Here is a 24,476-nt window from a genome sequence, read left to right as displayed (position 1 = left end):
ACCCGGTATAGGTGCGGCGCGACCCGGGCCCGCGCGGTGGGCGCCCTACGCGCTGTGCACGATCTGGATCAGGTTGCCGCAGGTGTCGTCGAAGACCGCGGTGGTGACCTGGCCCATCTCCAGCGGTTCCTGGGTGAAGTGCACCCCGAGCCCGCGCAGCCGGTCGAACTCCGCCCGTACGTCGTCCACGGCGAAGGAGGTGGCCGGGATGCCGTCCTGGACCAGCGCGTCCTTGTACGGCTGCACGGCGGGATGGCCGGAGGGTTCGAGCAGCAGCTCGGTCCCGTCGGGATCCTCCGGCGAGACCACGGTCAGCCACCGGGCCTCGCCCACCGGGACGTCGTGCTTCTTCACGAAGCCCAGGACGTCGGTGTAGAAGTGCAGGGCCTTGGCCTGGTCGTCGACGAAGACGCTGGTCAGATGGATCTTCATGGGGTGTTCTCCGGTGCGTCGGGCCTGAGCCATCGGGTCGCGATCCGCTCAAGCGGCTCGGTGTTCAGATCATGGAACTTGTAGCGGCCCTGGCGCCGGGAGAGGACCAGACCCGCCGATTCGAGCACGGCCAGATGCTGGCTGATCGCCTGGCGGGACAGGCCCAGACCGTGCTTGGTCGCCAGCCGCGTGCATATCTCGAACAGGGTCTGACCGTCCCGTTCCGCCAACTCGTCGAGGATGCGCCGACGGGTCGGGTCGGCCAGTGCCTTGAAGACGTCGTCCGCCATGACCACCACCATAGGCAAGTCGCGGCTTGCCTACCAGGTGGGGTACTCCGGGCCGCCGGGCGAGGAGACGCGCCCCGGGCGCGACCGGCGCGAGGCGCCGCGGACCGGGCTGCTTGAATGGACGGGTGATCCGAGCTTCCCTGGACAAGCAGCCGCACGAAGTCGCCACGATGTTCGACGACGTGGCGGCCAACTACGACCTCACCAACGACGTGCTGTCCCTCGGCCAGGCCCGGCTCTGGCGCAAGGAGGTCGCGAAGGCGGTGCACGCCCGGCCCGCGGAGAAGATCCTGGACCTGGCGGCGGGCACGGCGACGTCCTCGCTGCCGTTCGCCGCGACCGGCGCGTACGTGGTGCCCTGCGACTTCTCCCTCGGCATGCTGCGGGAGGGGAAGCGGCGCCACTCGTGGATGCCGTTCACCGCGGGCGACGCCACGAAGCTGCCGTTCCGCGACGAGACCTTCGACGCCGTGACGATCTCCTTCGGGCTGCGCAACGTCCAGGACACGGACGCGGCGCTGCGCGAGCTGTATCGGGTGACGAAGCCGGGCGGCCGGGTGGTCATCTGCGAGTTCTCGAAGCCGACATGGACGCCGTTCCGCACGGTGTACACCGAGTACCTGATGCGGGCGCTGCCTCCGGTCGCGCGCGCGGTGTCGTCCAACCCGGACGCGTACGTGTACCTCGCCGAGTCCATCCGCGCCTGGCCCGACCAGCCGGGGCTCGCGGCGAAGCTCCAGCGGGCCGGCTGGTCGAAGGTCGCCTGGCGCAACCTCACCGGCGGTGTGGTGACCCTGCACCGGGGCGTGCGCGCGTAGTCCTCCCGGTCCTTCGGAGCCGGATCTTCGGAGGGGCGCGTTCCGCACGGCCCCTCCGCCCGGCTTCTCCGAACCGGCCCTTCGGAACCGGACGTTCCGCTCGGCCCCGGAACCGGGTCCTCGGGACCGGTCGTTCGGCCCGCCCCTTCGGCCCGCCCCTTCGGTCCACCTCTTCGGAACCGATCCCGGCCCCGATCGAGGAGCCCTCCGGGAGCCGGGCGAGGGACCCCCATAGACTGCATGGGACAGGTGCCGCGCGGCACGCGCTTTCGAGCCTCCGGGAGATCCGACCGTGACCGAGCCCCTCTCCGAGCACAGCGCGGACGTGATCGTCGTCGGGGCAGGCCCGGCCGGTTCCACCACCGCGTACTACCTCGCCAAGGCCGGGCTGGACGTCCTGCTGCTGGAGAAGACGGCCTTCCCTCGCGAGAAGGTCTGCGGCGACGGCCTCACCCCGCGCGCCACCAAGCAGCTCGCCGCCATGGGCATCGACATCTCCGAAGAGGCCGGCTGGCTGCGCAACAAGGGCCTGCGCATCATCGGCGGTGGCATGCGCCTCCAGCTCGACTGGCCGGAGCTCGCCTCCTACCCGAACTACGGACTGGTCCGCAAGCGCGACGACTTCGACGAGCAGCTGGCCCGGCAGGCGCAGAAGGCGGGCGCGCGGCTGCACGAGCGCTGCAACGTCGGCGCCCCGGTCATCGACGACCGCACCGGCCGCATCACCGGCGTCCACGCCAAGCTCGGCGAGGAGAAGACCCCGGTCACCTTCCACGCCCCGCTCGTCGTCGCCGCCGACGGCAACTCCTCCCGGCTGTCGCTCGCGATGGGCCTGCACCGCCGCGACGACCGCCCGATGGGCGTCGCCGTGCGCACGTACTTCACCTCGCCCCGGCACGACGACGACTACCTGGAGTCCTGGCTGGAGCTGTGGGACCGGCGCGGTCCGCAGGACCGGCTGCTGCCCGGCTACGGCTGGATCTTCGGCATGGGCGACGGCACGTCCAACGTCGGTCTCGGCATCCTCAACTCCTCGTCCGCGTTCAAGGAGCTGGACTGGCGCGAGGTCCTCAAGGCGTGGTGCGCCTCGATGCCGGAGGACTGGGGCTTCACCCCGGAGAACATGACGGACCCGATCCGCGGCGCCGCCCTGCCGATGGCGTTCAACCGCCAGCCGCACTACACCCGCGGCCTGCTGCTCGTCGGCGACGCGGGCGGCATGGTCAACCCGTTCAACGGCGAAGGCATCGCGTACGCCATGGAGTCGGGCCAGATCGCCGCCGACGTCATCGTCCAGGCGCATGCCCGCGCCACCCCCGCCCAGCGCGAACTGGCCCTCACCAACTACCCGAAGGTGCTCAAGGAGACCTACGGCGGCTACTACACGCTGGGCCGCGCCTTCGTGAAGCTGATCGGCAACCCGAAGGTGATGAAGGTCGCCACCCAGCGCGGTCTGACGCACCCGCTGCTGATGAAGTTCACGCTGAAGATGCTCGCCAACCTGACCGACCCGACGGGCGGCGACGCCATGGACCGGATCATCAACGGCCTCTCCAAGGTGGCCCCGAGGGCCTGATCCGCCGCCCCGGTCCCCCGGCCTCTTTCCTCCCGATCCGGCCCTTCCCGACCCGCCCGGCTGCCCGTTTCCCGTGGCCGCCGGGCGGGCTCCGGCGCGTGTGAATGTTTCTGTGATCCGCCGGTCCGCGCCCCGGGCCGTGCCGGCTACGGCCGTGCTCAGTCGGTGAGCGCGGCGCATGACCCGCGGTTCCGGCGCCACGGCCGCGCCCGCATGGGCCGGCCTGGAGACCGCCGAGCAGAACAAACTGACTGCCGTACTGGCACGGCTGTTGCTGCGGCTGCGCGCCGTCGAACGCTCTACGCCTCCTGCGGCAGCCAGAGCCGCTTCGACATCGCCCGGCGCCGGGTGGAAGCGGTCTGCCACACCGACTACATGTTGCAGGCGGGAAACGCGCTGATGTCCGGTCGGGGCCTGGCCGCGGACCTGTCGGTGCGAGAGATCTACCCGGCCGAGTCCCTGCGTCGGCACCTGGACCACGCCGAACCGGGGACCCGGACCGTCCTTGCGGCACACAACAACCACATCCACAAGACGGCTTCTTTCTTTGGAGTTCGGCGGCGGCCTCACCACACTGCCCCTGGGCCAGCACCTGCAACGGATGCTCGGCCGGGACTACCGCACCGTGGCGCTCGTCCACACCGCCGACCATGTGCCGGAGATGTACCCCGACCAGAGCGCCGCGGTCGGCTTCCCTCGCCGAAGCCCCCCTTGAGCCTGCCGAGCCCGGCAGTGTCGAGGCCGCTCCTATCGATGCCGGACTCGCCGACCGGATCACCTTGACCGACCTGCGCCACGCACCGCGCGACGAACAGGGGGGCCGGCCGGCCGCGCGATGGCCGCGCGCGGCGAGGCACAGAACCCCGGTCAGGCCCTGGTCGGGGTGGTCTGCGGTGCCGCGGGCGCGGTGCTCGCCCTCCTGCTCGCCTTCATCGCCTGAGGCCGCTGCCGACGCCGGCCCCCGCCTTCACGCGGTCGTCCTCCGCCTGCGGCAGCGGCCGTTCGGCGTCCGTCTCCGTGTGCCGTTCGGCCTCGGAGTCCTTGGGGGCCAGGTGCGTCCGGCCCTTCCGGTACCAGCGCGGCGTGAGCGAGCCCAGGCGGCGGGCGAGGGCGGTCTCGTAACGGGGCTGGAGCAGCAGGACGAGCCCCAGCGCGCAGACGCATGTGACGCCGTACAGGATCCACGACTTGGCGCCGCGGGCTGAGAACGCCACGATCCCGAACGAGAACAGCGCCGACCAGAAGTACATCAGCAGCACGGCCCGCCGGTGCGAGTGGCCGAGCTGCAGCAGCCGGTGGTGGAGGTGGCCCTTGTCGGCGGCGAACGGCGACTTCCCGTTCCATGTGCGCCGGACGACCGCGAGCACGAGGTCGGCGATGGGCAGCGCGATCACGGACAGCGGCAGCAGCAGCGGAATGTAGACCGGCACCATCGCGGCCGATCCGGCCGTGCCGTCGACCGACTGGTTGAGGAGGCTCGGGTCGACCTCGCCCGTGACCGAGACCGCGCAGCCCGCGATCAGCAGCCCGAGCAGCATGGAGCCCGAGTCGCCCATGAAGATGCGCGCCGGGTGCGAGTTGTGGACCAGGAACCCGAGGCACATGCCCGCGAGGATCGCGGAGATCAGGGTGGTGGAGGCGGCCGACTCGATGCCGTAGCCGTACCAGAGCCGGTACGCGTACAGGAAGAACGCCGTCGCCGCGATGCCGACCGTGCCCGCGGACAGCCCGTCGAGTCCGTCGACGAAGTTGACCGCGTTGATGGTGACCAGGATCAGCCCGACGGTCAGCAGCGTGCCCTGCCAGTCGGCGAGGTAGAACCCGTCGGTGCCCGGCACCGGGAGCCAGAGGATCGTCAGCCCCTGGAACACCATCACCCCGGCGGCGAGCACCTGCCCGCCGAGCTTGACCAGCGAGTCCAGCTCCCACTTGTCGTCCAGGACACCCAACAGCCAGATGATCGTGGCACCGGACAGCAGCGCCCGGGGCGTCGAGCTCTGGGTGAAGATCTCCTCCATGTACGGGAGATGGGAGCCCACCAGATAACCGGTCAGCAGCCCGCCGAACATGGCGATCCCGCCGAGGCGCGGAGTGGGCTCTCGGTGGACGTCGCGCGCCCGGATCTCCGGCATCGCGCCGATCGCGATGGCGAACTTCCGCACCGGGCCGGTCAGAAGATGGGTCACCGCCGCCGTGATGAACAGCATGAGCAAGTAGTCCCGCACGGGCGGCCTCACATCCCGGCCCGTCGGGCCGATTCCTGAACAGCTTCTTCCGGTTCCGCTTCTCCGGGGCTGCTGCTCAGGGTTGGGACGGGCCGATCGGCGAGTCCGATGCACGGCGGCACTGGATCCTGGCTCCGGATCCCGGTCGAGGCCCCTCGCTGCGCCCCGCCGAGCCTAACCCATGCGTATTCCGGAATCGCGGGGTGCCGGGCGGGGATGGCCGGATGCCGAGCCTCCGCAGGTCGCCGCCGGACGGCAGGTGCGGGGCGAGCCGACGGGCTCGCCGGGCCCGGTGGGGCGTTCGGCTCCGACGGGTGGCGACGCGCGATGACCGCGGCGTCGTACGTGCGCCGGGCGCAACCCTGCTCCTGGGCGTAGGTGCCCGTCACGTGCGAGAGCCCCTGCCCGGAGGGAGAAAAGGGTCAGGGGCTCTCGCATGTGACGGCGGGGCGTACTAACGGGCGAAGTGGTCGAACTCGCCCGCCTTGACGCCCTGGACGAGCGCGGCGAACTCGTCGCGGCTCGTCCGGGTGACCACGCGCGGGTCGTCGCTCTCGCGCAACAGGATCTCCCCGGCGTGCCGTGCGACCTCGACGCACTGCTCTCCGCCGCCGCCGGAGAACGACGACTTCTGCCAGCTGATCTGAGTGTCCATGGCGCGGATTATCACAGGTCGCGAGCGAGGTGGTGAATGAAGCTGCGCGACTCCTCGGGGTCGAGACCGGCCTGTTCCGCGAAGTCGAGCTGCACGCGATACCGGTTCAGATCGGCCACGGCGTCCAGCTGGCCCCCGCCGAACGGCGCATCGATGTGGACGGTGTCCAGCTGCGGTGTCACGCCGCCCGCGTACAGCACGGTCTGCGTCGCCTCGACGAACTGCTCGCTGGCAAACGGGATCACACGCAGGGTCACCGCCGGCCGGTCCGCCGCCTCCAGGAGGCGTTCCAACTGGGCGCGCGCCACCTTGCGGCCGCCTATCCGCATGCGCAGTCCGGCCTCGTGGATGACGACGTCGAACTTCGGCGGCACCTCGCGGTCGAGCACGGTCTGTCTGCGCATCCGGTGCTCGACCCGCGCCTCGACCTCGTCCTCGGGCAGCTTGGGAAGGACGCCCCCGAAGAGCGCCCGCGCGTACTCCGGGGTCTGGAGCAGCCCGGGTGCCATCACGGGCTGGAGGCAGCGCATGTAACGGGCGTGGTGCTCCAGCTCCGCGATGTTCAGGAAGCCGGGCGCCAGCACACCGCGGTACTCGTCCCACCAGAACTGTCCCCGGTGCTCGCGCGCGATGGCGCACAGCGCGTCGATCAACGCGGAGTCGTCGCACGAGTAGAAGCTCGCCAGGCGGCGGATCCGTTCCTCGCTCACGCCGATGCGGCCCGCCTCGATATGGCTGATCTTCGCCTGGTCGGTGGAGATCAGCCCGGCGGCCTCGCGCGCGGTCATGCCGGCCTGCTCGCGCAGCTTTCTCAACTCGCAGCCCAGGCGCACCTGTCGTGCGGTGGGGTTGTCCCTCGGTGGCATGTCACCTTCCTCTGATCGCGCACAGTCTGGCGCGGTGCGGACGGTCCGGTCCACCCGGTCGTCGTGAGGCGCTGACGGCAATCCTGCTCCGGGTGCTCATGTGTCTCAGGGGTTCCGCGCCGATGCCGCCCAGCAGCCGTGGTGGTGCGAAGTCCGGCCCCGTTCGGGCGAGTTGGAGGAGCGGGGCGTCAGGACCACCACTGCGGAAGGGTGAGCAGCAGGCCCAGCCCCGCCATCAGGGCGGTCATGGCGAGATTGACGGTCCGGTTCTCCCAGAGCACGGCCACGAACTCGCGGATGGTGGCGCTCGGCCAGAAATACCGGGCGGTGGGGGAGCCCAGCACCTGTCCGCGCACTCCCTCCCGGCGGGCGGTCATCGCGGCGCGGAACGCGTGAAAGTTGTTGGTGACCACCACACAGGTGTAGTCCGGCTTCTCCGCCTCCATGATCACGCGGCTGAAACGGAGGTTCTCCTCCGTGTCGCGGGAGCGCTCCTCGGTGAGCACGTGGGCCGCCGGCGCGCCGTTCCCGACCAGCCATCCGGCCATGGCCGTGGCCTCCGGCACCTTCTCGTCCGGTCCCTGGCCGCCGGACGTGAGCAGCCGGGGCGCCCGCCCGCCGCGTGCCACCTGCCGGTCGTGGATCCGCAGCCCTTCGCGCAGGCGCGAGGCCAGCAACGGGGAGACCCGCTCACCGCCGAGCAGCCCCGCCCCCAGCATCACCACGAAATCCACGTCCCCGCGCACGACGATCCGGCCGTAGAGGAAGGCGTAGCCGAGAAAGCAGACGAAGAGGAAGGAGACGTAGGCGCACAGCATGAGCAGGATCGCCAGAACGAGTGATGTGAGGGCCGAGGGATTGCGGCCCAGGACGTTCAGCACGAAGTACAGGGCGATGATCGCCAGCCCGGTCAGCAGGGAGAGGAGGTTGGCGGGGCTGCGCCCCTCCTTGCGCACCATCGTCAGGCCGTTCGCGATCAGGAACGCCGACAGGACGAGGCTGGCGAACGCGGGAAGGACGAGGTACAGCATCAGCAGCACCCCGGCGTGCTCGGGCCGGCTCAGCAGCAGGCCGGCCCCGGCGCTGATGACGGTCAGCCCCAGAAGCACGGCATTGCGGAACATTCTGCGGTCCTGGCGCACGCTGATCGCAAAGGCGGAGAGAAACACCAGAGCAGGGGCGAAGCTGAGCATGTCGCTGATCATAGGCATTTCCGCTCTGCCGGGATCGGGGTCTCGGGCGGGGCCCCGATCCCGGCACAGGACGCAGCCCCGGCTTGAAGGCGGCTCGGGCGGATCCGGGCGGCCGGCGGTGCACCGGGCCCCGACGAGGCAGACGACGGACGGCGGCGGAGCCGGTCGCGCTCAGGGTGCGAGGCCCTCGCCCCCCGCCTTTGCCGTGAGAGCCCGGGCGCCGTCATGGCGGACCCCCGCATGAGCGGGTCCCGTGCGGGACCATCGCACGTCGATGGTTGCCGGGATGCTCTTCTCCCGTACGAGGAGCAGCCCCGACAGCACCATCAGCACCCAGAGCACCGGGCCCAGCGGGTTTCCGGGGGACATGAAGCCCTGAGCCGCGAGCCCGAGGAGACCGCAGGAGGAGAGCACGGCCGAAAGAACGACCCTGTGGAGACTCGTACGCGGCGTCCTGTCGGACCTGCGGCGGATCTCGAACCGGCCGAAGAGTCCGGTGAAGCATCCCAGGAAGATCCCCGCGACGCCGACCCACACCGGAGCCACGGCGAACCACATCGGGCTGCCGGGCGTCGGTGATGCGAAGCCGAGCCCGACGACCGAGATTCCCGCGGTGACCACGAGCGCCGGCATGTGCCAGAGGTACAGGGTCATGAACCGGGCCCCGCACCACCGCAGGACGGCGACGGCGAACGGCCGTTCAGCGAGTCGCGTCATCACGGGCTTGAGCGTCAGCCACAGTCCGAGCTGGCCGATCGTCAGCGACAGCATCACCGCGGTCGGAGGGCTCATGTTGGAGACGGGGGCGCCGGGCATTCCGATCATGGACGCCGGGTAGGGCCCGAGGAGAACAGCGGCCGCGGTGAGTCCGAAGCCGGCGACGGCCAGACCCGAGGATTTCCAGTCGGCCCACTTGCGCAGGCCGCCGTCGGCATAGTGGAAGCCGAATTGGTGGGCCGCCAGCCAAACGAACAAGGCATTCAGATAGCCGATCGCGGGGCTGACCTCGAAGCGCAATACGTCGACGGTCAGGGAACAGACGGCAAGAATTCCGATCACGCGCCATCCGTGCCGGTGATACAGCTTGAACATGACCGGAGTGGCCGCGATGACAAGCAGGTAGACGGCGAGGAACCAGAGCAGCTGACCGGCGATCTTTCCGGCTATCAGCACCGGTTGGGCAGGCACACCTTCACTCACCAGCACATGGGGCAACAGCAGCCATACGGCGGCCAACGGGACGACCGGCGCCAGGAGGCGTGCGATCCGGCTCCGGAGCCAGTCGCGCACCGAGTCCACGGCTCGGAACGAGAAGAAATTGGCGGCTCCGCCGGCGAAGAACACCATGGGCATGACCTGCGTCAGCCAGGTGACAATCCACCATCCAGGGCTGGCGAGGGCATTCCCGGTACTCAAATGCCCATGCTCATAGGAAAGGACCGGCATCAGCCAGTGCTGGGAAATGACAGCAAGCACGCACAGCGCTCGGATGATGTCTATGAACGAGTCACGACCGTGACTTGATGAATGAGCTCGCGTCGGCTGCATTCAATTATTGTGTGATCAGCGGCGGATACACACAGTAAAGAGGGCACCCGAATCCTTCCGGGGGTCAGCACCGGGTGCTGTGGTGGGGTCTTCCCCACCGGCGCCCGCCCGTCGTGGTGCCCAGGGCGGTCACGGCCGGGCCGGAGGCGGGGGAGGGGCCGACCCGCTCATGGCGAAGGGCCGTCGCCCCCGGGCAAGGAGGGGAGCGACGGCCCTTCGCGCGTATCGCGCTTGTGAATCAGAGAACGCGGACCGCACCGGACGGCGGGTCGTACGAAAGGGAGCGCTGCACCACGCCGGTGCTGGAGTTCTGCGCGCCGACGAACTCGCCGCCGCCCACGTACACCGCGACGTGGTACGCGCTGCCCGCGCCGCCCCAGTACAGGATGTCGCCCGGCTGAAGGTTGCTCAGGGAGACCTGGGTGCCGGCGGTGGACTGGGCCTGCGAGATGCGCGGCAGGTCGACGCCCACCGTACGGAACGCCGCCTGGACGAGGCCGGAGCAGTCCCACGAGTTGGGGCCGGTGCCACCGGACACGTACGCGTCGCCGACCTGGGCCTTCACGAAGGAGACGACGGACGCTGCGGAACCGGTCGCGCTCGACGAGGACGAGGAAGAGGAGGACGAGGAGGCGACGGCCGTGCTCGCGGGGGAACCGCCGGTGGGCGCGCTGAGCGTCGTACGGGCCTGGGTGCGCGAGGCGCGCAGCGCGGCCTCGGCCTTCGCCTTGGCGGCGGCCTCCGCCTTCTTCTTGGCCTCGGCCTTGCGGACCGCCTCGGCCTTGGCCTTCTTGGCGGCCTTCGCGGCGGAGGCCGCGGCCTCGTCCTGCTGGGCCTGCGTCCGAAGGTCCTGAGCGACCTGCTGGGTCGCCTGGGCGGAGGCGGCGACGGCGGTGGAGAGGCCGTCGGTGATGGTGGGCATCTCGATCGTCCGGGTCACCGGCTCGGCCTGGGCCGGACCGGCCGCGCCCGCGACCGCGATGGTGCTGAGGACGCCACCGGCAACTCCGGCGCGCAGCGCCGTCTTCGGTGCGCTGCGGCGGGGCTTCCGGTGGCTGGGTATGTGAGCGGTGTGGGACATGAGTACTAGCGCTATCAGGGCGTCGGGGCTCCCATCAAGAAACGTGTGTTGCGACACAGTTACGTTCGGAATCTCTGAATCCGCTTTCCGGTGAGCTTTATTGACGCCGTAACGGGCAAATCGGGCACGCCTGATCACCGCTGTGATCACGGACTTTCGCCAATTCGTCCGAAATGCCCGCCACTTACCATCCATGCGCACTGATGGCCAAGCCCGCTTTTCTCGGGATGGTGGGCGAGTGACGCAGGTCACATCCTGATCGCGACGTGCGGGGTGTGCGCGATCCATGTGGGCGATTCGCTCGGGGATTGTGCGGGTGGTCGCGCGGACAGTCGTGCGAACCGCTCGCGCGGCGGGGCGGTGCGGAGGGGTGCGCGGAGGGTTCGGGGCACTGCCGGTCGAAGGTCGCGCGGGCGGTCCGGGGGCGCGGTCGCGCGGGATCTTCCATGAGCGCCCCGTCGGCTCACGGGCACCACGCGTCGCGCGTCCGGAAGATCGTGAATGCGTGCACACGTCCACTTCGCTCCGCACGGACCCCCTCGCGCGGGTGAGTCCGGAGTGGGATGGATGCCCATATCATGCATCGCTGTCCATTGCCAATTTGCATGTAGTGGCGTTCCATTGTTAATGGAACAAGGCTTTGACCAGCGACGACAGCACCAGATGTCACATCTCGTAACGGCACTGCCGCTTTGAGTGAAAAGATCGGCCCTCATCCGGCTTCATGATCGTTCGCCTGGTGGTGGAGATCACAAACTCCGTCTACTACCCCGTGTCGCAGATCACAGGACGGCGGGCATAAGATGCGGGGCAGTCGGGCTTGTGAACTGCCTCACATGTGCACGATCTTGATGCGGGGTGGCGAGCCGGAAACGCCCGATGCGGTCCAACGGTCAAGGACGACTGGAAGGAGCGAGGAGCGTGAATGCCTACGCGCCCATCCTCGTGCTCGGCGCCCTCGGGGCAGGGTTTGCGATCTTCTCCGTGGTCATGGCCACGCTTATCGGCCCCAGGCGATACAACCGGGCGAAGCTCGAAGCGTACGAGTGCGGGATCGAACCCACCCCCACTCCGGCCGGCGGCGGCCGCTTCCCCATCAAGTACTACCTGACGGCGATGCTCTTCATCGTCTTCGACATCGAGATCGTCTTCCTCTATCCCTGGGCGGTCACCTTCGACGCGCTGGGGATCTTCGGGCTCGTGGAGATGCTGCTCTTCGTGCTCACCGTCTTCGTCGCCTACGCGTACGTATGGCGTCGCGGCGGCCTGGAATGGGACTGAGGGGCTGAGGGGCACACCATGGGACTCGAAGAGAAGCTGCCCAGCGGCTTCATGCTGACCACCGTCGAACAGGCCGCGGGATGGGTGCGGAAGTCCTCCGTCTTCCCCGCCACGTTCGGTCTCGCCTGCTGCGCCATCGAGATGATGACGACCGGCGCGGGGCGCTACGACCTGGCCCGTTTCGGGATGGAGGTCTTCCGCGGATCTCCGCGCCAGGCGGATCTGATGATCGTGGCGGGACGGGTCAGTCAGAAGATGGCGCCCGTCCTGCGGCAGGTCTACGACCAGATGCCCAACCCCAAGTGGGTGATCTCCATGGGGGTTTGCGCCTCATCGGGCGGAATGTTCAATAACTACGCCATTGTTCAGGGTGTTGATCATATTGTGCCGGTTGACATCTATTTGCCCGGTTGCCCGCCGCGGCCCGAGATGCTGATGGACGCGATCCTCAAGCTCCACCAGAAGATCCAGAACACCAAGCTCGGGGTCAACGCGGAGGAGGCCGCCCGCGAGGCGGAGGACGCGGCGCTCAAGGCCCTTCCCCTGATCGAGATGAAGGGGCTGCTGCGATGAGCGAGAACCACGGCCACGAGCGCGGCGGCGCGGACGGCCTGCCCGCACCGCGCGACGAGAGCGGCGAGGTCATCGGCGTACGCAGGGGCATGTTCGGCGCGAACAACGGCGGCGACACCTCCGGCTACGGCGGCCTCGTCCGCACCGTGGCGCTGCCCGGCGCCTCGTCCCGCCCCTACGGCGGCTGGTTCGACGAGGTGGCCGACGAACTCGAAGGGGCCCTGGAGGAGCAGGACCTGCTGCCCGCCGACGCCATCGAGAAGACCGTCGTCGACCGCGGCGAACTCACCTTCCACATCGCCCGCGAACACCTCGTCCGGGTGGCCCGCACGCTGCGCGACGACCCGGCGCTCCGCTTCGAGCTGTGCACCGGCGTGAGCGGCGTCCACTTCCTCGGCGACAAGGGCCGCGAGCTGCACGCCGTCTACCACCTGCGCTCGATCACCCACGGCCGGCTGATCCGCCTGGAGGTGTCGGCCCCGGACAGCGACCCGCACATCCCGTCGCTCGTCGCGGTCTACCCGACCAACGACTGGCACGAGCGCGAGGCGTACGACTTCTTCGGGCTCGTCTTCGACGGGCACCCCGCCCTCACCCGGATCATGATGCCGGACGACTGGCAGGGCTTCCCGCAGCGCAAGGACTACCCGCTCGGCGGCATCGCCGTCGAGTACAAGGGCGCCCAGATCCCGGCTCCGGACCAGCGGAGGTCGTACTCCTGATGTCTACTCCCCACGCAACGCATCCCGGGACGCCCCTGTCGGACTCCCGTGCCACGACCGAGGGGACCGTGTACACGGTCACCGGCGGCGACTGGGACGAGATCGCCGAGTCCGCGGTCAAGTCCGACGACGAACGCATCATCGTCAACATGGGCCCCCAGCATCCGTCCACGCACGGGGTGCTGCGGCTGATCCTGGAGATCGACGGCGAGACCGTCACCGAGGCCCGCTGCGGCATCGGCTACCTCCACACCGGCATCGAGAAGAACCTCGAATTCCGGAGCTGGACCCAGGGCACCACGTTCGTGACGCGCATGGACTACCTGACGCCGTTCTTCAACGAGGCGGCGTACTGCCTCGGCGTCGAGAAGCTCCTCGGCATCGAGGACCAGATCCCCGACCGGGCCACCGTCCTGCGTGTGCTGCTGATGGAACTCAACCGGATCTCCTCGCACCTGGTGTGCATCGCCACCGGCGGCATGGAGCTCGGCGCCACCACGATCATGATCTACGGGTTCCGCGACCGCGAGCTCGTCCTCGACCTCTTCGAGCTGATCACCGGCCTGCGCATGAACCATGCGTTCATCCGGCCCGGCGGACTCGCCCAGGACCTGCCGCCCGGCGCGATCGACCAGCTCCGCGAGTTCGTGAAGACCATGAAGAGGAACCTGCCGGAGTACGACAAGCTCGCCACCGGCAACCCCATCTTCAAGGCCCGCATGCAGGACGTCGGCTACCTCGACCTGACCGGCTGCACGGCACTCGGCGCCACCGGCCCGATCCTGCGCTCCGCCGGACTCCCGCACGACCTGCGCAGGACCGACCCCTACTGCGGGTACGAGACCTACGACTTCGACGTCCCGACCGCCGACAGCTGCGACGCCTACGGCCGCTTCCTCATCCGCCTGGAGGAGATGCGCCAGTCGCTGCGGATCGTCGAGCAGTGCATCGACCGGCTCGAACCCGGACCGGTGATGGTCGCCGACAAGAAGATCGCCTGGCCGGCCCAGCTCGCGCTCGGCCCCGACGGGCTCGGCAACTCGCCCGACCACATCAAGAAGATCATGGGCACCTCCATGGAGGCCCTGATCCACCACTTCAAGCTGGTGACCGAGGGCTTCCGGGTCCCGGCCGGGCAGGCGTACACCGCCGTCGAGTCGCCCAAGGGCGAACTCGGCGTGCACGTCGTGTCCGACGGCGGCACCCGCCCCCACCGGGTCCACTTCCGCGACCCGTCCTTCACCAACCTCCAGGCCATGGCGGCGATGTGCGAGGGCGGCCAGGTCGCCGACGTCATCGTCGCCGTCGCGTCCATCGACCCCGTGATGGGAGGCGTCGACCGGTGACCGAAGCACGCCAGGAAGTCAGTCTGGGGATGCCGCAGCTCCCCGCACCCGCCTACCCGGACGAGGTCCGCGCCAGGCTTGAGGCGGACGCGAAGGAGGTGATCGCGCGCTACCCCGGCAGCCGGTCCGCACTGCTGCCGCTGCTGCACCTCGTGCAGTCGGAGGAGGGCTACGTCTCCCGCACCGGCATGGCGTTCTGCGCCGAGATGCTCGGCCTGACCACCGCCGAGGTCACCGCCGTCGCCACCTTCTACACCATGTACCGGCGCGGGCCGAGCGGCGACTACCAGGTCGGCGTCTGCACCAACACCCTGTGCGCGGTGATGGGCGGCGACGCGATCTTCGAGCGGCTGGGGGAGCACCTCGGCGTCGGCAACGGCGAGACCACCGACGACGGCAAGATCACCCTCGAACACATCGAGTGCAACGCCGCCTGTGACTTCGCCCCCGTGGTGATGGTCAACTGGGAGTTCTTCGACAACCAGACGCCCGAGAGCGCGACCCGCCTGGTCGACGACCTCATCGCCGGGCGCGGTGCCGAACCCACCCGGGGCGCGCCCCTGTGCACGTACAAGGAGACCGCCCGCATCCTGGCCGGCTTCCCCGACGAACGCCCAGGCGCCGTCGAGGCCTCCGGCGGCGCCGGGCCCGCCTCGCTCGCCGGGCTCCGGCTCGCCCGGGGCGAGGAACCGCACCCGCGCGTGGTCGCCCCCCGCGGCGAGAGCCCGCGCGGCGACCAGCCGCACGACCCGTCGCCGTCCGAGCACCTCAGCTCCCACGACGCACCGCAGCCGACCTCGGCCTCCGACCCGGACCACCCGGCAGGCCCCACGGCCGAGGAGGGAGCGTGATGACGTTGGCCACCCAGCTCAGCGACAACGGCGGCGGCGGGGGAGACCCCGAGAAGCTGCTCGCCCCCGTCCTCTCCGCTTTCTGGGACGAACCGCGCTCCTGGACCCTGGAGACCTACCGGCGCCACGGCGGCTACGAAGGGCTGTGCAAGGCCCTCGCCATGCCTCCGGACGACCTCATCGCGTACGTGAAGGAATCCGGGCTGCGCGGGCGCGGCGGGGCCGGCTTCCCCACCGGCATGAAGTGGCAGTTCATCCCGCAGGGCGACGGCAAACCGCACTACCTCGTCGTCAACGCCGACGAGTCGGAACCCGGCACCTGCAAGGACATCCCGCTCCTCTTCGCCAACCCGCACGCCCTCATCGAGGGCATCGTGATCGCCTGCTACGCGATCCGTTCCGCGCACGCCTTCATCTACCTGCGCGGCGAGGTCGTCCCCGTGCTGCGGCGGTTGCACGAGGCCGTGCGCGAGGCGTACGCGGCGGGATACCTGGGCAAGGACGCCCTCGGCCCGGGGCTCGACCTGGAACTCACCGTCCACGCGGGCGCGGGCGCGTACATCTGCGGCGAGGAGACCGCCCTGCTCGACTCGCTCGAAGGACGGCGCGGCCAGCCCCGGCTGCGACCCCCCTTCCCCGCGGTCGCCGGTCTGTACGCCTGCCCCACCGTGGTGAACAACGTCGAGTCCATCGCCTCGGTTCCCGCGATCCTGAACAACGGCAAGGACTGGTTCACGGCCATGGGGACCGAGAAGTCCCCGGGCTTCACGCTGTACTCGCTCAGCGGACACGTCGCGAGCCCCGGCCAGTACGAGGCTCCGCTCGGCATCACGCTGCGCCAGCTGCTCGACATGAGCGGCGGCATGCGCCCCGGGCACCGGCTGAAGTTCTGGACCCCCGGCGGCTCCTCCACCCCGATGTTCACCGACGAACACCTCGACGTACCGCTCGACTACGAGGGCGTCGGCGCCGCCGGGTCCATGCTCGGCACCAAGGCGCTGCAGTGCTTCGACGAGACGACCTGCGTGGTGCGGGCCGTCACCCGCTGGACCGAGTTCTACGCCCACGAGTCCTGCGGCAAGTGCACGCCCTGCCGCGAAGGGACGTACTGGCTCGTCCAGTTGCTCCGCGACATCGAAGCGGGCAACGGCCGGGCGGACGACCTCGACAAGCTGAACGACATCGCCGACAACATCAACGGCAAGTCGTTCTGCGCCCTCGGCGACGGTGCCGCCTCGCCGATCTTCTCCTCGCTGAAGTACTTCCGCGAGGAGTACGAGCAGCACATCACGGGCAGGGGCTGCCCCTTCGATCCCGCCAGGTCGACCGCCTGGGCCGACGACAAGACCGCTCACCAGGGGGTGAACGCATGACCGTCACCACGAGCGCGCCCACCGGGGGCGGCGAGGCGGCCGTCCCGCCCGAGGACCTCGTCACACTGACGATCGACGGCATCGAGATCAGCGTGCCCAAGGGCACCCTGGTCATCCGCGCCGCCGAACTCCTCGGCATCGAGATCCCGCGCTTCTGCGACCACCCGCTCCTCGACCCGGTCGGCGCCTGCCGGCAGTGCATCGTCGAGGTGGAGGGCCAGCGCAAGCCGATGGCGTCCTGCACCATCACCTGCACCGACGGCATGGTGGTGCGCACCCAGCTCACCTCGCCCGTCGCGGAGAAGGCGCAGAAGGGTGTGATGGAGCTGCTGCTCATCAACCACCCGCTGGACTGCCCGGTCTGCGACAAGGGCGGCGAGTGTCCGCTGCAGAACCAGGCGATGTCGCACGGCGACGCCGAATCCCGCTTCGACGGGAAGAAGCGGACGTACGAGAAGCCCGTCCCGATCTCCACCCAGGTGCTGCTGGACCGCGAGCGGTGCGTGCTCTGCGCCCGCTGCACCCGGTTCTCCAACCAGGTGGCGGGCGACCCCATGATCGAGCTGATCGAACGCGGCGCGCTCCAGCAGGTCGGCACGGGGGAGGGCGACCCGTTCGAGTCGTACTTCTCCGGAAACACCATCCAGATCTGCCCGGTCGGGGCGCTGACCTCGGCCGCGTACCGGTTCCGCTCCCGCCCCTTCGACCTGGTGTCGTCGCCGTCGGTGTGCGAGCACTGCGCGGGCGGCTGCGCCACCCGCACCGACCACCGGCGCGGCAAGGTCATGCGGCGGCTCGCCGCCGACGACCCCGAGGTCAACGAGGAGTGGATCTGCGACAAGGGCCGCTTCGCCTTCCGCTACGCGCAGCAGCGCGACCGGCTCACCACCCCGCTGGTGCGCAGCGCCGACGGGGTGCTGGAACCGGCGAGCTGGCCCGAGGCCCTGGCCGCCGCGGCCACCGGGCTCGCCGCCGCGCGCGGCCGGGCGGGCGTCCTGGCCGGCGGCCGGCTGACCGTCGAGGACGCGTACGCGTACGGCAAGTTCGCCCGGGTCGTCCTCGACACCAACGACGTCGACTTCCGGGCCCGCGCGCACAGCGGCGAGGAGGCCGACTTCCTGGCCGCCCGCGTCGCCGGACGCGGCCGGGACCTGGAACCGGGAAGCACGGGCGTTACCTACGCCTCGCTGGAGAAGGCCCCGGCGGTGCTGCTCGTCGGCTTCGAGGCGGAGGAGGAGTCGCCCGGCGTCTTCCTGCGGCTGCGCAAGGCGATGCGCAAGCACGGCCAGCGCACCTTCGCCATCGCCTCGCACGCCACCCGCGGCCTCACGAAGGCGGGCGGCACGCTGCTGCCCGCCGCTCCCGGCACCGAGCCCCAGTGGCTGGACGCCCTCGCGGGCGGCTCCGGACTCGACGGCGAAGGGGCCGCGGCGGCCGAGGCGCTGCGCGGCGACGGGGCCGTGATCGTGGTCGGCGAACGGCTGGCCGCCGTGCCGGGCGGACTGACCGCCGCGGTGCGGGCCGCGACGGCGACCGGGGCGAAGCTGGTGTGGATCCCGCGTCGGGCCGGTGAGCGCGGCGCGATCGAGGCGGGCCTGCTGCCGTCGCTGCTGCCCGGCGGGCGCCCCGCGACCGACCCGCGGGCCCGGGACGAGGTGGCGGCCGTGTGGGGCGTCGCCGAACTGCCCTCCGGTTTCGGCCGCGACACCGGCCAGATCCTTCAGGCCGCGGCCACCGGCGAGCTGGGCGCGCTGCTCGTCGCCGGGGTCGAGCCGGCCGATCTGCCGGACCCGGCGCGGGCCCTGGAGGCCCTGGACGGGGTCGGCTTCCTGGTCTCGCTGGAGCTGCGGCCGAGCGAGGTCACCGAGCGGGCCGACGTGGTCCTGCCGGTCGCCGCGGTCGCGGAGAAGGCCGGGACCTTCCTCAACTGGGAGGGCAGGGCCCGGCCGTTCGAGGCGGCGCTGAAGCCCGAGCAGATGACGCGGACGCTCCCGCCGACCGACGCCCGGGTGCTGCACATGCTGGCCGACGCGATGGGCGCCCCGCTCGCGCTGCCGGACCTGAGGTCCGTACGCCGCGAGCTGGACCGGCTCGGTGGCTGGAGCGGCGCGCACGCCGAGGACCCGGACGAGCCCACCCGGCCGCTGCCCCGGCCCGGCGACGGCGAGGCGGTCCTGGCGGGCCACCGGATGCTGCTCGACCTGGGCCGGCTCCAGGAGGGCGACGACGCGCTGGCCGGCACCCGGCACGCCTCGGTCGCCCGGCTCTCCGCCGCCACCGCGGCCGAGACGGGTGTCGAGGACGGCGACCTGCTGGCCGTGAGCGGCCCGACGGGCCGCGTCGAACTCCCGTTGAAGATCACCGACATGCCGGACCGGGTGGTCTGGGTGCCGCTGAACTCCGTCGGGCGGGGCGTCCCGGCCGACACCGGCGCCCGGCCCGGCGGCCTGGTCCGGATCGGCCCCGCCGCACCGGGCACCGACGACACCACACCGGAGGTGGGGGCGTGACTGCCTTCGCTCAACTGGCCGCGGCACCGCACGAACCCGTGCTCGCCGCCGAGAACCTGTCGATGTTCGGCACCGACCCGTGGTGGCTGGTCGTCGTCAAGGCGGTGTTCTGCTTCGCGTTCCTGATGGTGACCGTGCTGTTCTCCATCGTGTGGGAGCGCAAGGTCGTCGCCTGGATGCAGCTGCGCATCGGCCCCAACCGGAACGGGCCCTGGGGCATGCTCCAGTCGCTCGCCGACGGCGTGAAGCTGATGCTGAAGGAAGACGTCGTCGTCAAGCGCGCCGACAAGATCGTGTATGTGCTCGCGCCGATCGTCGCCGCCATCCCGGCGTTCATGGCGATCGCCGTGATCCCCTTCGGCCCGCCCGGCAACGAGGTCTCGATCTTCGGTCAGCGCACGGCGATGCAGCTCACCGACCTGCCGATCGCCATGCTCTACATCCTCGCGGTCGCCTCGGTCGGGATCTACGGCATCGTGCTGGCGGGCTGGTCGTCCGGTTCGACGTACCCGCTCCTCGGCGGGCTGCGTTCCTGCGCCCAGATGATCAGTTACGAGATCGCGATGGGCGCCGCGTTCGCCTCGGTCTTCCTCTACTCCGGGTCGATGTCGACCTCGAAGATCGTGGAGGCGCAGCAGGAGCGCTGGTTCATCCTGCTGCTGCCGGTGTCGTTCCTCATCTACATCGTCACGATGGTCGGCGAGACCAACCGGGCCCCGTTCGACATGCCGGAGTCCGAGGGCGACCTGGTCGGCGGGTTCAACACCGAGTACTCGTCGATCAAGTTCGCGATGTTCATGCTCGCCGAGTACGTGAACATGGTGACCGTCTCCGCGGTCTCCACCACCCTGTTCCTCGGCGGCTGGCGGGCCCCGTGGCCCATCAGCACCTTCTGGGAGGGCGCGAACCACGGCTGGTGGCCGATGCTCTGGTTCGTCCTCAAGGTCCAGCTGCTGCTGTTCTTCTTCATCTGGCTGCGCGGCACGCTGCCCCGGGTCCGCTACGACCAGCTGATGAAGCTCGGCTGGAAGGTCCTGATCCCGGTGTCCGTGGTCTGGCTGATGCTGGTCGCCACCGTGCGGGCGCTGCGCAACGACGGCTACGACTTCACGCGGATCGTGCTGTACGTGGCAGGGGCCGTGATCGCGGTCCTGCTGCTCTCCTTCGTCGCGGACGTCTTCCGCGACAAGAAGGGCCGGGCCGAGGCGGCGAAGGCCGGGCCGGAGCCCGAGTTCGACCCGATGGCGGGCGGATTCCCGGTGCCGCCGCTGCCCGGGCAGACCCTGCCGCCGGTGCCGCGCCGCAGGCCGCGGGGCGAACGGCAGCTCGTTGTCAGTGGCGGATCGAATACTGAGAGTGACGGAGATTCGAGTGACGGAAAGGAGGCTGACGGTGTCTGAGTCGAAGGAGCCCTCGGGGGAGAAGTTCCAGAACCCCGTCGCCGGCTTCGGCGTGACCTTCAAGGCCATGTTCAAGAAGCGGCTGACGGAGCAGTATCCGGAGACGCGGAAGGTGACGGCGCCGCGCTTCCACGGCCGGCATCAGCTCAACCGTCACCCGGACGGCCTGGAGAAGTGCGTCGGCTGCGAGCTGTGCGCCTGGGCCTGCCCGGCGGACGCCATCTACGTGGAGGGCGCGGACAACACGGACGAGGAGCGCTACTCCCCGGGCGAGCGCTACGGCCGCGTCTACCAGATCAACTACGCGCGCTGCATCCTGTGCGGGCTGTGCATCGAGGCGTGCCCGACCCGGGCGCTCACGATGACCAACGAGTTCGAGCTCGCCAACACCTCCCGCGCGAGCCTCATCTACACCAAGGACGAGCTGCTCGCGGGCCTTGAGGAGGGCATGGTCGACACCCCGCACGCGATCTACCCGGGGATGGACGAGCAGGACTACTACCGGGGCCTGGTCACCGAGGCCGCGCCCGGCACGGTGCGGCAGACCGCCGTCTCCAAAGGCGAGAAGCCCATCGACGAGGCGTCCGGGACGAGCGGCGACCGTGGCAACGACGGCTCGGCGCGGGAGGTGGACGCATGATGCTCCTGGCCGCGGCGGCCTCGCAGACCTCGACCGGTGAGGCCGTCCAGTTCTGGCTGCTGGGCATCGTCGCCGTGATCGGCGCGCTGTCCACCGTACTGATGAAAAAAGCCGTGCACAGCGCGCTGAGCCTCGCCGGGACCATGATCGTCCTGGCGGTGTTCTATCTCGCCAACGGCGCCTACTTCCTCGGCATCGTCCAGATCGTCGTCTACACCGGCGCGATCATGATGCTGTTCCTCTTCGTCGTCATGCTCGTCGGTGTCACGGCCGCCGACTCGCTGAAGGAGACCATCAAGGGGCAGCGCTGGCTGGCCGCGGCCTGCGGGATCGGCTTCGGCGTCCTGCTGATCGCGGGCATCGGCAACGCCTCGCTGAACAGCTTCAACGGGCTCGGCACGGCCAACTCCGCGCACGGCGGGAACGTCGAGGGGCTGGCCGCCCTCATCTTCACCAAGTACGTCTTCGCCTTCGAGATCACCGGCGCCCTGCTGATCACGGCGACGGTCGGCGCGATGGTGCTCACCCACCGGGAGCGCACCGAACGCGCCCGCACCCAGCGGGAGTTGTCCGAGGCCCGGGTGCGTGGCGGGGCGCAGCTGCCGCCGCTTCCCGCCCCCGGTGTCTACGCCCGGCACAACGCCGTGGACATCCCGGGTCTGCTCCCGGACGGCACCCCGGCCGAGCTCACCGTCATGCGGACCCTGCGTGAACGCGGCCAGATCCGCGATGTGTCGGGCGAGTCCCTGGAACAGCTCAGGGCGCTGGAACAGCGCTCCGAGGAGCGGCTCGGCCGCGGGGGCGAGGGCCGCGAGGGCGAGGGCCGCGGCGGGTCGCGCGGCCGGAACAACGACGGCAGCGACAACGAAACAGAGGAGGTCGCCAAGTGAATCCGGTCAACTACCTCTATCTCGCCGCCCTGTTGTTCACCATCGGCGCGGCCGGGGTGCTGATCCGGCGGAACGCGATCGTGCTGTTCATGTGCGTGGAGCTGATGCTCAACGCCTGCAACCTCGCGCTGGTGACCTTCTCCCGGATGCACGGCAACCTCGACGGCCAGATCATCGCGTTCTTCACGATGGTCGTCGCCGCCGCCGAGGTCGTGGTGGGGCTCGCGATCATCGTGTCGGTGTTCCGTTCCCGCCACTCGGCCTCGGTCGACGACGCCGGCCTGATGAAGCTGTAAGGGGACGTTGAATCGTGGAGAACCTGATTGCGCTGCTCGTCGCGGCGCCTCTGCTCGGAGCGGCGGTCCTGCTCTGCGGCGGCCGACGGCTCGACCGCTCCGGACACTGGATCGGCACCCTGCTCGCCGCCGTGTCCTTCGTCATCGGCGCGGTGCTCTTCACCGACATGCTGGGGCGTGCCGCCGACGAACGGGCCCTGCACCAGAAGCTGTTCAGCTGGATCCCGGTCGAGGGTTTCCGGGCCGACGTGGCCTTCCAGCTCGACCAGCTGTCGATGACCTTCGTGCTGCTGATCACCGGCGTCGGCACCCTGATCCACCTCTACTCGGTCGGCTACATGGCGCACGACGAGCGCCGGCGCCGCTTCTTCGCCTATCTGAACCTGTTCCTCGCGGCGATGCTGCTGCTGGTCCTCGCCGACAACTACCTGCTGCTGTACGCCGGCTGGGAGGGCGTCGGCCTGGCGTCGTACCTGCTGATCGGCTTCTGGCAGCACAAGCCCAGCGCGGCCACCGCCGCCAAGAAGGCGTTCCTGGTCAACCGGGTCGGCGACATGGGCCTGTCGATCGCGATCATGGTGATGTTCACCACCTTCGGCACGTTCGCGTTCGGCCCCGTCCTGGCGGCGACGGGAGAGACCAGTGAGGGCAAGCTGACGGCGATCGGCCTGTTGCTGCTGCTCGCCGCCTGCGGCAAGTCGGCCCAGGTGCCGCTCCAGTCCTGGCTCGGCGACGCGATGGAGGGCCCGACCCCGGTCTCCGCGCTCATCCACGCCGCGACCATGGTGACCGCGGGCGTCTACCTCATCGTCCGCTCGGCCGCGATCTTCGACGCCGCGCCCGACGCGCAACTGGTCGTGGTGATCGTCGGCGCGGTCACGCTCCTGTTCGGTGCGATCGTCGGTTGCGCCAAGGACGACATCAAGAAGGCCCTCGCCGGTTCGACGATGTCGCAGATCGGCTACATGGTGCTCGCCGCGGGCCTCGGCCCGATCGGCTACGTCTTCGCGATCATGCACCTGGTGACGCACGGCTTCTTCAAGGCCGGGCTCTTCCTCGGCGCCGGTTCCGTCATGCACGGCATGAACGACGAGGTCGACATGCGCAAGTACGGCGGCCTGCGCAAGCACATGCCGGTCACCTTCGTCACCTTCGGCCTCGGCTATCTGGCGATCATCGGCTTCCCCGGACTGTCCGGCTTCTTCTCCAAGGACAAGATCATCGAGGCGGCCTTCGCGAAGGGCGGCGCCGAGGGCTGGATCCTCGGCTCGGTCGCCCTGCTGGGCGCCGCGGTCACCGCGTTCTACATGACGCGCGTGATGCTGCTGACCTTCTTCGGCGAGAAGCGCTGGCAGCCGGACGCGGACGGAAACGAGCCGCATCCGCACGAGTCCCCGAGGTCGATGACCATCCCCATGATCGTCCTGGCCTTCGGGTCGGTCTTCGCGGGCGGCCTGTTCTCCGTCGGCGACCGCTTCCTGAAGTGGCTGGAGCCGGTCACCGGCCACAGCCACGGACACGCCCCGGTCAGTGCCACGACCGTCACGGCGGCCACCATGGTGGTGCTCGCCGTCGGCGTCGCCATCGCCTGGGCGATGTACGGGCGCAGGCCGGTCCCGGTCACCGCCCCGCGCGGCTCGCTGCTCACCCGGGCGGCCCGCCGCGACCTGCTCCAGGACGACTTCAACCATGTGGTCCTGGTCCGCGGCGGCGAGCACCTCACCCGCTCCCTGGTGTACGTCGACCACACCCTGGTCGACGGCGTCGTCAACGGCACGGCCGCCACGATGGGCGGGCTCTCCGGCCGGCTGCGCAAGCTGCAGAACGGCTACGCCCGCTCCTACGCGGTCTCGATGTTCGGCGGTACGGCGATCCTCATCGCCGCGACCCTGCTGATGAGGGCGGTCTGA

Annotated in this window: 23 protein-coding genes; 15 read left to right on the top strand and 8 right to left on the bottom strand. The window is 69.9% G+C overall.

Going from position 1 to position 24,476, the window contains the following annotated elements; genetic code table 11:
* Window positions 1–45 precede the first annotated feature (45 nt).
* Window positions 46–432 (bottom strand): VOC family protein, encoded by a 387-nt coding sequence (locus ACFYY6_RS02675; RefSeq protein ID WP_351517702.1) that lies wholly within the window; start codon window positions 430–432, stop codon window positions 46–48.
* Window positions 429–722 carry a metalloregulator ArsR/SmtB family transcription factor gene (locus ACFYY6_RS02670; protein WP_351517703.1) on the bottom strand — a complete coding sequence of 98 codons (294 nt, stop codon included), beginning with the start codon at window positions 720–722 and terminating at the stop codon, window positions 429–431. The genes ACFYY6_RS02675 and ACFYY6_RS02670 overlap by 4 nt, the downstream gene beginning before the upstream one ends.
* A 125-nt stretch (window positions 723–847) precedes the next feature.
* On the opposite strand from ACFYY6_RS02670, the gene ACFYY6_RS02665 reads away from it, so the two are divergent.
* From ACFYY6_RS02665 to ACFYY6_RS02655, 3 genes are all read left to right on the top strand, one after another.
* Window positions 848–1,540, top strand: coding sequence for a demethylmenaquinone methyltransferase (locus tag ACFYY6_RS02665; protein WP_360119341.1), 693 nt, complete (start codon window positions 848–850; stop codon window positions 1,538–1,540).
* Window positions 1,541–1,832: 292 nt separating this feature from the next.
* Window positions 1,833–3,116 (top strand): geranylgeranyl reductase family protein, encoded by a 1,284-nt coding sequence (locus tag ACFYY6_RS02660; RefSeq protein ID WP_351517706.1) that lies wholly within the window; start codon window positions 1,833–1,835, stop codon window positions 3,114–3,116.
* A 547-nt stretch (window positions 3,117–3,663) separates the two neighbouring features.
* Window positions 3,664–3,831, top strand: coding sequence for a hypothetical protein (locus tag ACFYY6_RS02655; protein WP_388648639.1), 168 nt, complete (start codon window positions 3,664–3,666; stop codon window positions 3,829–3,831).
* A gap of 214 nt (window positions 3,832–4,045) precedes the next feature.
* Here the strand turns inward: ACFYY6_RS02655 and ACFYY6_RS02650 are convergent, their stop codons facing one another.
* The 6 genes from ACFYY6_RS02650 to ACFYY6_RS02625 all read right to left on the bottom strand — a co-directional run bounded on the left by ACFYY6_RS02650 (window position 4,046) and on the right by ACFYY6_RS02625 (window position 10,684).
* A complete protein-coding gene (locus ACFYY6_RS02650; protein WP_351517710.1) occupies window positions 4,046–5,341 on the bottom strand; it encodes an MraY family glycosyltransferase in 1,296 nt (431 codons plus the stop codon).
* A gap of 454 nt (window positions 5,342–5,795) precedes the next feature.
* Entirely contained in the window at window positions 5,796–5,996 is a 201-nt protein-coding gene (locus tag ACFYY6_RS02645; protein ID WP_351517711.1) for a DUF397 domain-containing protein, read from the bottom strand.
* Window positions 5,997–6,007: 11 nt separating this feature from the next.
* Entirely contained in the window at window positions 6,008–6,862 is an 855-nt protein-coding gene (locus tag ACFYY6_RS02640; protein ID WP_351517713.1) for a helix-turn-helix transcriptional regulator, read from the bottom strand.
* Window positions 6,863–7,050: 188 nt separating this feature from the next.
* Window positions 7,051–8,055 carry an ElyC/SanA/YdcF family protein gene (locus ACFYY6_RS02635; protein WP_351517715.1) on the bottom strand — a complete coding sequence of 335 codons (1,005 nt, stop codon included), beginning with the start codon at window positions 8,053–8,055 and terminating at the stop codon, window positions 7,051–7,053.
* Window positions 8,056–8,226: 171 nt separating this feature from the next.
* Window positions 8,227–9,603 (bottom strand): acyltransferase, encoded by a 1,377-nt coding sequence (locus tag ACFYY6_RS02630; protein WP_389191321.1) that lies wholly within the window; start codon window positions 9,601–9,603, stop codon window positions 8,227–8,229.
* 238 nt (window positions 9,604–9,841) lie between these two features.
* On the bottom strand, window positions 9,842–10,684 hold the full coding sequence (locus tag ACFYY6_RS02625; protein WP_351517717.1) for a C40 family peptidase: 843 nt from the start codon (window positions 10,682–10,684) through the stop codon (window positions 9,842–9,844).
* 921 nt (window positions 10,685–11,605) lie between these two features.
* Between ACFYY6_RS02625 and ACFYY6_RS02620 the strand changes: the two genes are divergently transcribed.
* From ACFYY6_RS02620 to nuoL, 12 genes are read left to right on the top strand one after another with little or no spacing between them, the layout of a single operon-like run.
* Window positions 11,606–11,965 carry an NADH-quinone oxidoreductase subunit A gene (locus ACFYY6_RS02620; protein ID WP_031093067.1) on the top strand — a complete coding sequence of 120 codons (360 nt, stop codon included), beginning with the start codon at window positions 11,606–11,608 and terminating at the stop codon, window positions 11,963–11,965.
* An 18-nt stretch (window positions 11,966–11,983) separates the two neighbouring features.
* On the top strand, window positions 11,984–12,538 hold the full coding sequence (locus ACFYY6_RS02615; protein WP_351517720.1) for an NADH-quinone oxidoreductase subunit B family protein: 555 nt from the start codon (window positions 11,984–11,986) through the stop codon (window positions 12,536–12,538).
* On the top strand, window positions 12,535–13,260 hold the full coding sequence (locus ACFYY6_RS02610) for an NADH-quinone oxidoreductase subunit C (RefSeq protein WP_351517721.1): 726 nt from the start codon (window positions 12,535–12,537) through the stop codon (window positions 13,258–13,260). The genes ACFYY6_RS02615 and ACFYY6_RS02610 overlap by 4 nt, the downstream gene beginning before the upstream one ends.
* Window positions 13,260–14,606: an NADH-quinone oxidoreductase subunit D gene (locus ACFYY6_RS02605; RefSeq protein ID WP_351517722.1), complete on the top strand. Its 1,347-nt coding sequence runs from the start codon at window positions 13,260–13,262 to the stop codon at window positions 14,604–14,606. Before ACFYY6_RS02610 ends, ACFYY6_RS02605 begins: the two co-directional genes overlap by 1 nt.
* Window positions 14,607–14,635: 29 nt before the next feature.
* Window positions 14,636–15,457: an NADH-quinone oxidoreductase subunit NuoE gene (gene nuoE, locus ACFYY6_RS02600; RefSeq protein ID WP_351517791.1), complete on the top strand. Its 822-nt coding sequence runs from the start codon at window positions 14,636–14,638 to the stop codon at window positions 15,455–15,457.
* Window positions 15,457–16,830, top strand: a complete 1,374-nt coding sequence (gene nuoF / locus ACFYY6_RS02595) for an NADH-quinone oxidoreductase subunit NuoF (RefSeq protein ID WP_351517724.1) — start codon at window positions 15,457–15,459, stop codon at window positions 16,828–16,830. Before nuoE ends, nuoF begins: the two co-directional genes overlap by 1 nt.
* Complete coding sequence (locus ACFYY6_RS02590) at window positions 16,827–19,340, top strand: NADH-quinone oxidoreductase subunit G (protein WP_351517726.1); 2,514 nt, start codon at window positions 16,827–16,829, stop codon at window positions 19,338–19,340. Before nuoF ends, ACFYY6_RS02590 begins: the two co-directional genes overlap by 4 nt.
* Window positions 19,337–20,740 (top strand): NADH-quinone oxidoreductase subunit NuoH, encoded by a 1,404-nt coding sequence (nuoH, locus tag ACFYY6_RS02585; protein WP_351517727.1) that lies wholly within the window; start codon window positions 19,337–19,339, stop codon window positions 20,738–20,740. The genes ACFYY6_RS02590 and nuoH overlap by 4 nt, the downstream gene beginning before the upstream one ends.
* Complete coding sequence (gene nuoI, locus ACFYY6_RS02580; RefSeq protein ID WP_351517729.1) at window positions 20,733–21,380, top strand: NADH-quinone oxidoreductase subunit NuoI; 648 nt, start codon at window positions 20,733–20,735, stop codon at window positions 21,378–21,380. The genes nuoH and nuoI overlap by 8 nt, the downstream gene beginning before the upstream one ends.
* Window positions 21,380–22,270 carry an NADH-quinone oxidoreductase subunit J gene (locus tag ACFYY6_RS02575; RefSeq protein ID WP_386608402.1) on the top strand — a complete coding sequence of 297 codons (891 nt, stop codon included), beginning with the start codon at window positions 21,380–21,382 and terminating at the stop codon, window positions 22,268–22,270. The genes nuoI and ACFYY6_RS02575 overlap by 1 nt, the downstream gene beginning before the upstream one ends.
* On the top strand, window positions 22,267–22,566 hold the full coding sequence (gene nuoK / locus ACFYY6_RS02570) for an NADH-quinone oxidoreductase subunit NuoK (protein ID WP_073785426.1): 300 nt from the start codon (window positions 22,267–22,269) through the stop codon (window positions 22,564–22,566). The genes ACFYY6_RS02575 and nuoK overlap by 4 nt, the downstream gene beginning before the upstream one ends.
* Before the next feature lie 14 nt (window positions 22,567–22,580).
* Window positions 22,581–24,476 (top strand): NADH-quinone oxidoreductase subunit L, encoded by a 1,896-nt coding sequence (nuoL, locus tag ACFYY6_RS02565; protein WP_389191318.1) that lies wholly within the window; start codon window positions 22,581–22,583, stop codon window positions 24,474–24,476.

Source organism: Streptomyces sp. NPDC001750, assembly GCF_042892615.1.
In the GTDB taxonomy this organism is placed as follows: Bacteria; Actinomycetota; Actinomycetes; order Streptomycetales; family Streptomycetaceae; genus Streptomyces.
This window is presented reverse-complemented; position numbering and strand designations above follow the sequence as displayed.

Coding starts and splice junctions, on each gene's coding strand:
- ACFYY6_RS02675 (WP_351517702.1), bottom strand. CDS start 432: ATGAAGATCCATCTGACCAGCGTCTTCGTCGACGACCAGGCCAAGGCC.
- ACFYY6_RS02670 (WP_351517703.1), bottom strand. CDS start 722: ATGGCGGACGACGTCTTCAAGGCACTGGCCGACCCGACCCGTCGGCGC.
- ACFYY6_RS02645 (WP_351517711.1), bottom strand. CDS start 5,996: ATGGACACTCAGATCAGCTGGCAGAAGTCGTCGTTCTCCGGCGGCGGC.
- ACFYY6_RS02640 (WP_351517713.1), bottom strand. CDS start 6,862: ATGCCACCGAGGGACAACCCCACCGCACGACAGGTGCGCCTGGGCTGC.
- ACFYY6_RS02635 (WP_351517715.1), bottom strand. CDS start 8,055: ATGCTCAGCTTCGCCCCTGCTCTGGTGTTTCTCTCCGCCTTTGCGATC.
- ACFYY6_RS02630 (WP_389191321.1), bottom strand. CDS start 9,603: ATGCAGCCGACGCGAGCTCATTCATCAAGTCACGGTCGTGACTCGTTC.
- ACFYY6_RS02625 (WP_351517717.1), bottom strand. CDS start 10,684: ATGTCCCACACCGCTCACATACCCAGCCACCGGAAGCCCCGCCGCAGC.
- ACFYY6_RS02615 (WP_351517720.1), top strand. CDS start 11,984: ATGGGACTCGAAGAGAAGCTGCCCAGCGGCTTCATGCTGACCACCGTC.
- ACFYY6_RS02610 (WP_351517721.1), top strand. CDS start 12,535: ATGAGCGAGAACCACGGCCACGAGCGCGGCGGCGCGGACGGCCTGCCC.
- ACFYY6_RS02605 (WP_351517722.1), top strand. CDS start 13,260: ATGTCTACTCCCCACGCAACGCATCCCGGGACGCCCCTGTCGGACTCC.
- nuoE (WP_351517791.1), top strand. CDS start 14,636: ATGCCGCAGCTCCCCGCACCCGCCTACCCGGACGAGGTCCGCGCCAGG.
- nuoF (WP_351517724.1), top strand. CDS start 15,457: ATGACGTTGGCCACCCAGCTCAGCGACAACGGCGGCGGCGGGGGAGAC.
- ACFYY6_RS02590 (WP_351517726.1), top strand. CDS start 16,827: ATGACCGTCACCACGAGCGCGCCCACCGGGGGCGGCGAGGCGGCCGTC.
- ACFYY6_RS02575 (WP_386608402.1), top strand. CDS start 21,380: ATGCTCCTGGCCGCGGCGGCCTCGCAGACCTCGACCGGTGAGGCCGTC.